Genomic DNA, 12602 nt, shown 5'->3' with positions numbered 1-12602 from the left:
CGAGCTCGGCACCGAGCTGGTTGATGGGGTGATGCTGGTGTGACGTCGAGACTTGAGCCCCGATGACTCAATGCTACCGAGGCCCGGTTTCGACGTCAAGAAAGTTGAGTCCGCCTGGCTCAACTCCCAGCGGATGGCCAGTTTGCCTGCGCGGCGGCCAGCCGGAACGGCGACAGGCCCAGGGTCCGGAGGTCCGGTCCCTGAGCCTGTCGATCCATCTCCCGGCTTAGGCGGCTTCCGCCACCACCACGGAGCGCTCGGTGACGACGATCTTCCCGCCGACCGCGTCGACGTGCACGGTCGAGCCGTCGCCGACCCCACCACTCACGACGAGCTCGGCGATGCGGTCGTCGACCTCACGCTGGATGAGGCGACGCAGGGGGCGCGCGCCGTACTCCGGCTCGTAGCCGAGCTCCGCGAGGAGCGCGAGCGCCTCGGGCGTCGTCTCGAGTGACGCACCGCGCGCGGCCAACCGTTCGGTCGTGCGGCCGAGCATCAGCCCGACGATCTCCTGCAGCTGCTGCTGGTCGAGCTTGCGGAAGAGGACGATCTCATCGATGCGGTTGAGGAACTCCGGACGCATCGCCTCGCGCAGCTTGCCCATGACCCGGGCACGCAGCGCCTCCTCGGAGCCGAAGCCCGTCGGGTCGTCGGCGCCGCCGGCCACGAAGCCCATCGCACCGGACCGGGAGGCCAGGAACTCGGAGCCGAGGTTCGACGTCATGACGACGACCGTGTTGCGGAAGTCGATCGTCCGCCCCTGACCGTCGGTCAGGCGACCGTCGTCGAGCACCTGCAGGAGTAGGTTGAACACGTCCGGGTGCGCCTTCTCGATCTCGTCGAACAGCACGATCGAGTACGGGTTGCGTCGCACGCGCTCGGTGAGCTGGCCCGCCTCGTCGAACCCGACGTACCCGGGAGGGGCGCCGACGAGTCGCGACACCGTGTGGCGTTCGCCGAACTCGCTCATGTCGAAGCGGATCACCGAGTGCTCGTCAGCGAAGAGGGATCCGGCGAGCGCCTTCGCGAGCTCCGTCTTACCCACGCCGGTGGGGCCGAGGAACAGGAAGCTGCCGACGGGTCGGTTCGCATCCCCCATGCCCGTGCGGTTGCGACGGACGGCCTTCGACACCGCGGTCACGGCGTCGTGCTGGCCGATGACGCGAGCGTGCAGTTCGTCCTCGAGGCCGGCGAGACGTTCCCGCTCGCCCTCCGTGAGCCGACTGACCGGGATGCCGGTGGCGCGGGACACGACGCCGGCGATCTGGGCCTCGTCGACGACGGCGTCGCGGTCGGTGCGCGCGCCGGGGCCGTTGGAGGCGGCATCGAGCTTCGCCTGCACGGCGGTGATCTCATCGCGGATGCGCGAGGCCTCCTCGTAGTGCTCGGCCGACACGGCAGCGTTCTTCGACGCCTCGAGTGTCGCGAGTTCCTCGACGAGGGCGCTCACGTCGACCGCCTTCCCGAGCCGCAACCGCAGCCGGGCTCCGGCCTGGTCGACGAGGTCGATGGCCTTGTCGGGCAGGACGCGGTCGGGCAGGTAGCGGGCCGAGAGCTCGACGGCGGCGCGGAGGGCGTCGTCGGTGAAGCGGACGTCGTGGTGCTCCTCGTACGCCGGACGGAGACCGTCGAGGATGAGGACGGCGTCCTCGATCGACGGCTCGCCGACGCGCACGGGCTGGAAGCGGCGTTCGAGCGCCGGGTCCTTCTCGATCCCGCGGTACTCACGGAGCGTGGTCGCACCGATGAGGTGCAGCTCACCGCGAGCGAGACGCGGCTTGAGCATGTTCCCGGCGTCCATGCCGCCCTCGCCGGAACCTCCGGCGCCGACGACGGTGTGGACCTCGTCGATGAAGACGATCAGCTCGGAGCGGTTGGCTGCGATCTCGTCGAGCAGGCCGGTGAGGCGCTCCTCGAAGTCGCCGCGGTAGCGGGTTCCGGCGACCATGGCCGGCAGGTCGAGTGAGACGACGCGCTTCCCGCGCAGCTGCTCCGGGACGCCGCCGTCGACGATCGCCTGGGCGAGCCCCTCGACGACCGCGGTCTTGCCGACGCCGGCCTCGCCGACGAGCACGGGGTTGTTCTTCGTGCGTCGGGAGAGGATCTCGATGGTCTGCTCGATCTCCTCCGAACGTCCGATGACGGGGTCGAGCGATCCGCCGGCGGCGAGCGCCGTGAGGTCGGTGCCGAAACGGTCGAGCATCGGGGTGTCCGAGTCGAGGTCGTCGGCATCGCGGTCGTCCTGGTCGTCGGTGGCGACGCCGGGGTCGCCGACGGTCTGGCGCATGCCCTGGGTCAGCGCCTCCGCCGTGACGCCGGCGCGGGCGAGGACTTCACCGGCTGGCGAGTCCTGGTTGATGACGAGGGCGAAGAAGAGGTGCTCGGGGTCGACGTACGTCGATCCGGCGGCGCGGGCCACCTGGTAGGCGTGGAACAGTGCGCGCTGGGCCGACGGCGTGATGGCCGGGTCCTTGACGCTCGGCGAGGACGCCTGCGGCAGGCGCTGCTCGGCGGCCTTGGCGATGACCTTCGGGTCGACGCCGAGGCGCGCGACGGCGTCCTTCGCGGGCTCCTCGCTCACGATGACGCGCAGGATGTGCAGCGCGTCGAGCTCGTTCTGGCCGCGCTCGAGCGCGAACCGGCCGGCGCGCTGCAGGATCTCCTGCGTCCGCGCGGTGAGGAAGCGGCTGAGGTCGATGGTCCGCGCCGAACGCGCCCGCTCGCCCTCGAGGTATCGGGCGAGGAAGTCGTCGAACGACGACGATCCGCCGTCTGCTGCTGCGCCGCCCTGGGTGAAGTCTTCGGGCACGTGAACCTCCTGGATTCAAACTTGAGTGTCGTACGCTCAAGTCCAACGCGGGGTGCCCGAAGCTATTCCCGGGCCCGTTCCGCATCCCAGCGAACCTTCAGCGAGCGAGCCTGTCCACCGCCGACCGACGATGCTCCAGCGCCGCGGGCAAAGCGAGGGCGGCGGCCAGCACACAGAAACCTGCAGCGCCGACTGCGAGGCCTGGCACGACGGCGAGCACGGGGCGCGCCCCCGTTGCGAGGCGACCGAACGCCTCAGCCTCCACCACTGAGACAGCCGCTGCCGTCAGGAGCCCGAGAAACGTCGCGGTCACGGCATACATGAAGGCTTCGACGATGCCGGCCCCGACGATCGAGCGGTGACTGACGCCGCCCACAGCCAGCAGCGCCCGCTCGTGCGTTCGCTCACGAGCAGCCATCACCACGACCGTCGCGGTGCCGGCGATCGCCAGGACGACCGTCGGACCGAGAATGGTCCAGACGCCGGAGTGGTTGATACCGTGCTCGCCGGCGGGCACAAGCCCGGCCGCCCTCCTGGCGGAATCGGCGGTCTCGAACACGGTGTAGATCGAACTCGCGAGGGCGACCGCGACGTAGAGCGGAACGAGGGAGACGCCTACACGGTCCAAGCGGAAGGCGCAGCCGCGACGCGCGAGGTACCAAGCGGTCGACCATCGACGTGGGACGATCCACGTCCACGCTGCGAGGAACAGCGCAGTGACCCGCGAGACGTGCAGCGCGATCAGCGGGATGATCAGCAACGACAGGAGCATCGCGAGGCCGACCAGGAGCCCGAGCCGACTGGACACGTCGCCGCTCGCCGAGCCGACCATTCCGGCCGCCATTGCGAGGACCGCCGCCGAGATGACCAGGCTGAGCGCGAGCCTGAACGCGGTCGGGCGACTGCGGACGACATCTGCGCTCAGGACCGCGTCGACCGCCGGTACCCGGAGGATCGAGCCGACGCCTCGCAGACCGGCGAGCAACAGGATGCCGATGATTAGTGCCCAGGTCGACAGGAGCGCCAGCGTGCTCGCCGGGGCAACGACGATCGCGGTGACCGCGTTGGCCTGCAGGACCCAGGCGGTGAACCGCGGCGCGACCAATAGGGCCAGCGGCAGCCCGAGCGCTCCGCCCACGGTCCCGAGCACGATCAGCTGCGATACCAGGACGCCGGCGATCCGCACTGACGACATCCCCGCGAGCTTCCAAGTCGCGAACGGTCGACGCTGGAGTTGCACCGCCAAGGAGACCGCGCTGGAGGTGATGACGAGGACGGCGAGCGAGGCCATCCCGTACATCGGCGTGCTCAGATTCCGGACGATGCGCTGTTCCCGGACGGGCAGCCGATCGGCGACCTCCACGAGCACTCCCACGCTGACAAGGAGCGCGTTCGCGAGTGCCAGGAACAGGAGCAGGGAGATCCACACCCGCCACTGCTGCTGGAGTGTGCGGAGAACGAGACCGGCCATCGTCATGCTTCCACGGACGTATGGACACTGTCCGCGCGGGCCGTTTCGATGGCGGACAAGAGCGCTTCCGGGGTGGCGGACGTCAGCTCGGCGTGGACGGAACCGTCACAGAGGACCAGCACACGATCCGCACGCGCAGCAGCGTCGAGGTCATGAGTCACCATCACCATCGTGCGTTCGGAACCGAGCGATCCGAACAGGAGGTCGAGCACGACTCGTCCTGACGACGTGTCGAGTGCACCGGTGGGTTCGTCGGCGAAGACCAATTCAGCCTGGGACAGCAACACCCGGCCGATCGCGACGCGCTGCCGTTCACCGCCTGACAGCTCGTCCGGGCGATGCCGGAGGCGCGACGCCATTCCGATGTCCGCGGCGACATCTGCGACCGCCTGACGCCCGGCTGCGCGACCGGCGAAGAGCGCTGGCAACGCGAGGTTGTCCCGCACGTTGATGGAGGGGATCAGGTTGTAGTCCTGGAACACGAAGCCGACGGACCGCCGCCGGAATCGGGAACGACCCCATTCGGTCAGGGATGACAGCTCCGTCCCCAACGCCACGACGCTTCCACGTGTCGGAGCTCGGAGACCAGATAGGCAGTGCAGGAGTGTCGACTTCCCGGATCCCGAGGGCCCGACGACCGCCAACGACTCACCGGCGGCTACAGAAAGACTCACCCCCCGCAACACGTGGACCGGGTCGCGGCGACGCGGCGAATAGCCGAAGGAGAGATCGCGTGCTTCCAGGCTCATCGTTGCAGTGTCTTTCGTCGTTCAGGCACGGTGTCTCCACCAGCTCAGGTCGGTCGTGAGCATCGGGGCTGCTGCGCTCGATGTCCTTGAAATATCAAATGTAGAGTTCGGTGTCGTCGACTGCAACGCCGGGCCTCCGCGCTACCGCCCGTTCACCACGCGGCACTAGCCTCAGTCCATGAGCACGACTCCCCCAGGTGGCACCGACGACACCGGCCGGACAGGCGGGCACGGCGACGAGGCCCCGCGTCTCGGATCCCGGCCCCGCAACTTCCCGCCACCACCGCTCGTCACCCCCGACGCCGCAGCGGCCACCGTCGACCTCGACACCTCGCAGGTCGCCGCAGTGAAGGCGCAGGCGGGCCGGAAGGGTCGCATCTTCGCGTGGAGCCTGTGGGACTGGGGCTCGGCGTCGTTCAACGCCGTCGTCACCACCTTCGTGTTCACCGTCTATCTGACGAGCGACTCCTTCGGCGAGGAGGCCGCAGTGTCGGCGTCCCTCGGGTGGGCGCTCGCCGCCGCCGGGCTGCTGATCGCGATCCTCGCGCCGGTCGTCGGCCAGCGGTCGGACTCCGCCGGGCGGCGGAAGTTCTGGCTCGGCTTCAACACCTACGTCGTCGTCGCGATCACCGCGCTCCTCTTCTTCGTCGCCCCCGATCCGAACTTCCTCTGGCTGGGCCTCGTCCTCCTCGCGGTCGGCAACATCGTGTTCGAGTTCGCCGGCGTCAACTACAACGCGATGCTCGCCCAGGTGTCGACGCCCACCTCCATCGGCAAGGTCTCCGGTCTCGGCTGGGGCATGGGGTACATCGGCGGCATCGTGCTGCTGCTCATCGTGTACTTCGGCTTCATCTCCCCCGAGGTCGGACTCTTCGGCGTCACCGGCGAAGACGGCATGGACGTCCGCGTCGCGATGCTCGTGTCTGCGGCATGGTTCGGGATCTTCGCCCTGCCCGTGCTGTTCGCGGTGCCCGAGTACCACGCACCCCAGGCCGTCGCCCGGCCGCACGTCGGGTTCTTCGCCTCCTACGGCGTCCTTGCCAAGAGCATCGCGGAACTCTGGCGCGACAGCCGACAGACGCTCTACTTCCTGCTCGCGAGCGCCGTGTTCCGCGACGGGCTCGCCGGTGTCTTCACCTTCGGTGGCGTCCTGGCCGCGGGGACCTTCGGCTTCTCACCCGGCGAGGTGATCATCTTCGCGATCGCCGCCAACGTCGTCGCCGGGATCGCGACGATCACGATCGGCCTGCTCGACGACAAGGTGGGGCCGAAACCCGTCATCGTCGCGTCGCTCATCGGCCTCGTCATCGCGGGAAGCGCCGTGTTCTTCCTCCACGAGGGCGGCGCGACGATCTTCTGGATCTTCGGCCTCATGCTGTGCCTGTTCGTCGGCCCCGCCCAGTCGGCGAGCCGCTCGTTCCTGGCGCGCATCATCCCGGAGGGCCGCGAGGGCGAGGTCTTCGGCCTCTACGCCACGACGGGCCGGGCCGTGTCCTTCCTCGCGCCGACCGCCTTCGCACTGTTCGTCACGCTCGGTGGGGCGCAGTTCTGGGGGATCCTCGGGATCGTACTCGTGCTGCTCATCGGCCTCGGACTACTGATCCCGGTGCACGCGAAGCAGGGGCGGCTCAGCTCGCGGGCCTGATGCACGGCTCCACCACTCAGACCGTGGGTCTACCTGCTTGATTTCGTAATTACGATATTTGTACACTTGGGTCATGACGACCATCGACCCCGGCGATCACGAGGCACGTCTCGCGCGTCTCGAAGCCGCCGTGTTCGCCCGACCGGCCGACGACGACACGACCACCGAGCGACCGGATGACGTTCCGTCCGCAGCGGCGGCGGGCGATGCCGACGACACCTTCTGGGCGCTCCGCGGGCTCGAACTGCGGACGGCCGAGCTCGAGCACGGGGCGGTCCTCTTCACCGGATCGGTCGTCGCCGGCGGCGGACCCGTGCAGTGGCAGTACGCCAGGGCGACCGACGACCTCCTCGCGCTCGGCGACGACCCCGACGCCGTGGAATCAGCAGGCTCCGGTCCACTCGCGACGGCGGCATCGCGACTCGCAGCCATCGGCTCCCCCGTCCGGCTGCAGCTGCTCCTGGCCGTCGCCAACGGCACCTCCGCACTCGCGGACCTCGGCGAACTCGACGGCATCGGGACGACCGGCCAGGTCTACCACCACGTCCGCGTCCTGACGGCCGCCGGCTGGCTGCAACCAGCCGGCCGCGGACGGGTCGCGGTCCCGCCCATGCGACTCGTCCCGCTGCTCGTCGCCGTCGCCGCCATGGAATGACCACGGACCCCAGGAAGGACCCCGCATGACCGCCACACCACGCAGCACGTCCCGACCCAGACGGGTCTGGGTCATCGCCGCCGTCAGCACCGCTGTCGCCCTCGCGATCGGCCTCGCCTTCCGGCCAGGGCCCTCGACGCTTCCCCCCGAAGCCACCGGCGACGCCGAACTCGCGGCCACCGTCCGCGAGCTCGCCGGCCCCGACCGTAAGGCCCTGCTGGCCGTCGTCGTCACCCCGGACGGCACCCGCACCGCGACGATCGGCGCCCAGCCGAACACCCGGTTCGAGATCGGATCGGTGAGCAAGGCCTTCACCGGACTGTTGCTCGCCGACTCGATCGAGCGCGGCGAGGTCACCCCGGACACCAGGCTCGGTGAGCTCCTCGAGCTGGGCGACGCGCCCGCGGCGGACGTGACCCTCGAGCAGCTCGCCACCCACACCTCCGGCCTGCCCCGGCTGCCGATCGACCTCTCGACGATCCTCTCCTCGACGTGGTTCGCGCTCACGACGGCGAACCCCTACGGCGAGGACCTCGACCAGCTACTCGAGCAGGCGCGGTCCGCATCCCTCGACACCCCGAAGGGTACCTACTCCAACCTCGGCTTCGAACTCCTCGGTGCAGCCCTCGGCTCGGCCGCCGGCACCAGCTACGCCGACCTCCTCGAGGAACGGATCACCGGTCCCATGGGGCTCGACTCGACCAGCCCCGTGAGCGATGCGGCCGAGCTCGGCGACCGCGACCTCCTCGGTGAGACCGCCGGCGGACGCACGGCCGCCGCATGGACCGGTACGGCGATCGGGCCCGCCGGTGGCATCCGCTCGGACACGGAGGATCTCGCGCGCTTCGCGGAACGACTGGCCGACGGCAGCGCGCCGGGCATCGAGGCGCTCGACCCACAAGCGGCGTTCGGCGATCGCGAGATCGGCTGGGCCTGGATCACCGACCGGAAGGCGATCGACGGTGAGGACCTCGTGTGGCACAACGGCGCCACGGGCGGCTTCGCGTCCTTCGTCGGCGTCGTGCCGGCGACCGGCACCACGGTGGTCCTCGTCTCAGCGACCCAGGAGTCGGTCGATGCGGCCGGCGTCGCCCTCCTCGAGCAGATCGGAGCAGCACGATGATCGAGATCCTGATCCCCGCCGTCGTCGCCCTCGTCGTCGCGTGGGTGCTCGCCCTCCAGGTCGTCCACGCGTGGAGTACGGGACGCTGGGCGGCGACCGAGCGCTACCGACTGGTGGTCGACGCGGTCGACAGCATCGTGATCCTCGCCCTCGTCCGCGCCCTCGCCGCGCCGGTCGGCGTCTGGTCCTGGGCGTGGGTCCTCGCCGTCGCGATCGTCGGCTTCGGACTCGCAGGCGCAGCACTCCGCTGGAACACACTCCCCTGGCACGCACCCAAGCCGAAGCGGACCCTCGACGAGCACGGGGCGACGGTCGAGACAGCCGTCGAACCCCGCACCCGCGGTCGGCAGGTCCTGTCGGGGATCTACGCCGTCGTCGGTGCCGCGATCGTCGCGCTCTGCTGGTGAGCGACCGCAGCCCGCGGTCGGGTCAGGCGCCCGGGAGCACGAGCCCCTTCCGCAGGGTGACGTTCCCGTACTTCCTGGTCTCGCCCGTGCGGATGATGAGGAACGCCGTGGCGGCCTCGTCGTAGTAGGCGAACCGGTCGACGAAGCGCACGGCGTCCTCGGTCGTGCCGGCGGCGGCGATGAGTTCCCGCTGGACGTCGAGCACCGTACCGTCGGCACTCGTCATGAGGTCGAGCACGGGCTCGTCGTCGAGCGGGATCACCGTGCGCACCGCTCGGAGGACCTCCGGCGTCGACAGCGTCGGCAGCACGACGACGCGTTCGCCGAGCCGGGCGGCGGGGAAGTGCGCGTCGGCGATCACCACCGCGTCCGAATGTCCCATCGCGTCCAGGTGCAGCAGCAGTTCGCCGCTCAGCACCGGGTCGATCCCTGTCAGCATGGTGACCTCCTCGTCATGGTTCCGTGTCCATCCGTCTGCCCGATCATGTCAGTCCGTCGCCGACCGGCCCGCGGGGGTCGAGCCGGTAGACGCGCGTCGCCGTCCCGCCACGCAGTGCATCGCGTTCCGCCGGCGACAACTCATCGACGAGACCGAACAGCTCGTGCCAGACCGCACCGTACCCGCCGCTCGTGACGGTCATCGGCCAGTCGCCGCCGAGCATCAACCGCTCGGGCCCGAAGCAGGCGAGTGCGGTGTCCCAGGCCCGACGCACGTCGGCCGCCACGAACGGCCGACCGGCTCGATTGAGGCCCGACACCTTGGCGACCACGTTCGGTGACGCCGCCGCCGCGGCCAGCTCGGTCGCCCATCGTTCGAAGGCCTCATCGTCGCGCGGCGGCTTCGCGAGGTGGTCGACGACGATCGTCAGCCCCTCCTCGAGCCGCGCGAGGCCGGTGGCGTCACGGAGCAGCCGAGGGAAGGCGTTCGGGAGGTCGAGCGGAAGCCCCCGGTCCGCGAGGACCGCCGCCAACCGGCGCGCGGGTGCTGCCAGGAGCAGGCCGTCCCGGGGATCGTCGTGCAGCAGCTGACGAACGCCGCGGAATCGTGGATGCACTCCCCAACGGTCGAGCAGGGCCTCAGCCCGCTTCGCGTCGTCGATCGGCACCCAGCCGACGACGCCGGCCACCCAGCTGAAAGCGTCCGATGCGCTGAGCATGGACATCGTGTCGAGCTCCGTGTCGTCGGCCTGGACGAGGATCGCCGCATCGACGCCGGCCTCCCGCAGCTCCGCGGCCGCGCGCTCCGGCGTGAAGTCCTCGCGAAGCGACTCGTCGGCCGAAGCGAGCCAGTGATACCCGTCGGCGCGATTCCACAGATGGAGGTGCGCGTCGATCGTCCGCATCAGCCGAGCAGCCCTCTGGTGCGCAGCTCCGTCCAGAAGGTCTCGGGGATCGGCGCCTCGAAGCGCTCCACGTTCTGGATCATCTGCTCCGGCCGCGAGGCACCGACGGCGACCGTCCGCACGGCGGGGTGACGGAGCGGGAACTGGAGGGCGGCTGCCGGCAGTTCGACCTCGAACCGACGGCAGATCTCGGCGATGTCGACGGCGCGATCGAACACCTCCGGCGGGACGGCACCGTACTCGTAGCGTCCGTCGCGGTCGGGGACGGCACGGGCCAGCAGGCCGGAGTTGAACACCGAGGCGGCGACCACACCGACGCCGTGTTCCAGGCACGCTGGCAGCACCTCCTCGGCCGCCGGTTGCTCGGCGAGCGTGTACCGACCGGCGATCATGATGAGATCGGTCAGGCCCGTGCGCACCGCGGCGAGCAGAGCGGCGACGTCCATCGACCCGATCCCGACCGCCCCGACGAGTCCTTCGTCGCGGAGTGCGGCGAGCGCCGGTATCCCCTCGGAGATCCCGGACTCCGGATCGTTGCGTTCCGGGTCGTGAAGGTAGAGCACGTCGACGTGGTCGAGTCCGAGTCGTTCGAGGGACTCGTCGAGCGAGCGCCGCACGCCGGCCTCGCTCGCGTCCCACTCGCGCCGCACGGTCGCCGGGACGACGAAGTCGTTGTCGGTGTCGAGCGCACCCTCCCCCGCGGGGTTCGGCACGAGGAGACGGCCGACCTTGGTGGACAGGACGTACTCGTCGCGCGGTTTCGTCCGCAGGAAGGCGCCGAGCCGACGCTCGGAGAGACCGAGGCCGTAGTGCGGAGCCGTGTCGTAGAAGCGGACGCCGTGTTCCCAGGCCGCATCGAGGATCGCCCAGGCCTCCTCATCGCTGAGCTCGCGGTAGAGGTTGCCGAGGTTGGCGGCGCCGTACGCGAGCCGCGGGACGAGCAGGTCAGGCACCGGCGCCCCGGAAGGTGAACTCGGCGATCGACGTCGCGAGCATCTCCGAACCGCCGCCGGGGGCGAGCGGCGCGCGGTATCGGCCGGCAACGATCTCGACGGGCTCGACGAAGTGCTCGTGCAGGTGGTCGACGAATTCGATCATGCGTCCATCCTCGCTCCCGGACACGGCGATGAAGTCGAACATCGAGAGGTGCTGCACCGCTTCGCACAGCCCGACGCCACCGGCGTGCGGGCAGACCGGGACACCGAACTTCGCGGCCAGGAGGAGGATCGTGATGTTCTCGTTCACGCCGGCGACCCGCGTGGAGTCGATCTGAAGCACCTGGAGGGCGTCGGCCTGCAGGAACTGCTTGAACATGATGCGGTTGGCCATGTGCTCGCCGGTCGCGACCGGGATCGGGGCGACGCCGCGGGCGATCGCCGCGTGGCCGAGGATGTCGTCGGGGCTCGTCGGCTCCTCGATCCAGGCGATGTCGTAGGGGGCGAGTCGCGACATCCAGTCGATCGCCTCCGCGACGTCCCACCGCTGGTTGGCGTCGACGGCGATCCGGATGTCGGGTCCCACGGCGTTCCGGGCGATGGCGAGGCGACGGACGTCGTCTTCCACGTTCCCGCCGACCTTGAGTTTGACCTGTGTGAATCCGTCAGCGACCGCTTCGCGACACAGGCGGTCGAGCTTCTCGTCGGAGTAGCCGAGCCACCCGGGCGTGGTCGTGTAGGCAGGGTACCCGGCTGCGAGCAGGGCCTCGATCCTGGCCTCCCGTCCCGGTTCGGCGCGTCGGAGGATCGTGAGGGCGTCATCCGGGGTGAGGACGTCGCTCAGGTAGCGGAAGTCGACGAGCTCGACGAGCTCCTCCGGCGTCATCGAGGCGAGTAGTCGCCAGAGCGGCAGGCCGGCGCGTTTCGCCTTGAGGTCCCAGAGCGCGTTGACGACGGCACCGATGGCCATGTGCATGACGCCCTTCTCGGGACCGAGCCACCGGAGCTGGGAGTCGTAGACGAGTTCGCGCCAGAAGGCGCCGAGGGCGTCGAGCACGGGCTCGACCTCGCGACCGAGGAGGTGCTCCCGGAGGGCGTGGATCGCTGCGACCTCGACGTCGTTGCCGCGTCCGATCGTGAAGACGAAGCCGTGGCCCTCGTGGCCGTCGTCCGCGTCCGTCACGAGCCGCAGGTAGGCGGCGGAGTAGTCGGGGTCGGGGTTCATGGCGTCCGAGCCGTCGAGGGTGGTCGAGGTCGGGAACCGGACGTCGTGCGTCTCGAATCCGATGATGGTACTCACGTCGGCATGCTCCTTCGGGCTGGTGCCACCGAGCTTAGACATCCGATGTCTGGGCTGTCAATGCGCTCAGCGTGGACCAAATCACCTGTTGCAACGGCGGGATCGGGCGGTAGAGTTCAGACGTTATCGGCTACGGAGCCGGGTCCGCACGCGGGCACCGGCGGA

Annotated in this window: 11 protein-coding genes; 4 read left to right on the top strand and 7 right to left on the bottom strand. The window is 69.8% G+C overall.

Annotation, left to right across the window (positions count from 1 at the left end):
- Positions 1-226: 226 nt before the first annotated feature.
- From IFU11_RS13855 to IFU11_RS13845, 3 genes are all read right to left on the bottom strand, one after another.
- On the bottom strand, positions 227-2809 hold the full coding sequence (locus IFU11_RS13855; protein WP_192019304.1) for an ATP-dependent Clp protease ATP-binding subunit: 2583 nt from the start codon (positions 2807-2809) through the stop codon (positions 227-229).
- Between the two features lie 97 nt (positions 2810-2906).
- Entirely contained in the window at positions 2907-4280 is a 1374-nt protein-coding gene (locus IFU11_RS13850) for an FtsX-like permease family protein (protein WP_192019303.1), read from the bottom strand.
- A 2-nt stretch (positions 4281-4282) separates the two neighbouring features.
- Entirely contained in the window at positions 4283-5029 is a 747-nt protein-coding gene (locus IFU11_RS13845) for an ABC transporter ATP-binding protein (RefSeq protein WP_191940400.1), read from the bottom strand.
- A 178-nt stretch (positions 5030-5207) separates the two neighbouring features.
- Here IFU11_RS13845 and IFU11_RS13840 point away from each other — a divergent pair, with 178 nt between their 5' ends.
- The 4 genes from IFU11_RS13840 (at position 5208) to IFU11_RS13825 (ending at position 8859) form a co-directional block, all read left to right on the top strand.
- On the top strand, positions 5208-6674 hold the full coding sequence (locus tag IFU11_RS13840) for an MFS transporter (RefSeq protein ID WP_192019302.1): 1467 nt from the start codon (positions 5208-5210) through the stop codon (positions 6672-6674).
- Between the two features lie 73 nt (positions 6675-6747).
- The gene (locus IFU11_RS13835; RefSeq protein ID WP_192019301.1) at positions 6748-7329 is read left to right on the top strand and encodes an ArsR family transcriptional regulator; all 582 of its coding nucleotides are present in this window, start codon (positions 6748-6750) and stop codon (positions 7327-7329) included.
- Between the two features lie 25 nt (positions 7330-7354).
- Positions 7355-8452, top strand: coding sequence for a serine hydrolase domain-containing protein (locus IFU11_RS13830; protein ID WP_192019300.1), 1098 nt, complete (start codon positions 7355-7357; stop codon positions 8450-8452).
- Positions 8449-8859, top strand: coding sequence for a hypothetical protein (locus IFU11_RS13825; protein WP_192019299.1), 411 nt, complete (start codon positions 8449-8451; stop codon positions 8857-8859). The genes IFU11_RS13830 and IFU11_RS13825 overlap by 4 nt, the downstream gene beginning before the upstream one ends.
- 22 nt (positions 8860-8881) lie before the next feature.
- Here the strand turns inward: IFU11_RS13825 and IFU11_RS13820 are convergent, their stop codons facing one another.
- The 4 genes from IFU11_RS13820 to IFU11_RS13805 are packed head-to-tail and all read right to left on the bottom strand — an operon-like array spanning position 8882 to position 12437.
- On the bottom strand, positions 8882-9298 hold the full coding sequence (locus IFU11_RS13820) for an RbsD/FucU family protein (protein WP_085511960.1): 417 nt from the start codon (positions 9296-9298) through the stop codon (positions 8882-8884).
- Between the two features lie 43 nt (positions 9299-9341).
- Entirely contained in the window at positions 9342-10202 is an 861-nt protein-coding gene (locus tag IFU11_RS13815; protein ID WP_192019298.1) for an amidohydrolase family protein, read from the bottom strand.
- Positions 10202-11155, bottom strand: a complete 954-nt coding sequence (locus IFU11_RS13810; RefSeq protein WP_192019297.1) for an aldo/keto reductase — start codon at positions 11153-11155, stop codon at positions 10202-10204. Before IFU11_RS13810 ends, IFU11_RS13815 begins: the two co-directional genes overlap by 1 nt.
- Complete coding sequence (locus IFU11_RS13805; RefSeq protein ID WP_192019296.1) at positions 11148-12437, bottom strand: L-fuconate dehydratase; 1290 nt, start codon at positions 12435-12437, stop codon at positions 11148-11150. Before IFU11_RS13805 ends, IFU11_RS13810 begins: the two co-directional genes overlap by 8 nt.
- Positions 12438-12602: the final 165 nt, after the last annotated feature.

Source organism: Plantibacter sp. CFBP 8804 (genome assembly GCF_014841225.1).
Classification (GTDB): domain Bacteria; phylum Actinomycetota; class Actinomycetes; order Actinomycetales; family Microbacteriaceae; genus Plantibacter; species Plantibacter auratus.
The sequence above is the reverse complement of the archived record's forward strand: the minus strand, read 5'-3'. Positions and strand labels throughout refer to the sequence as shown.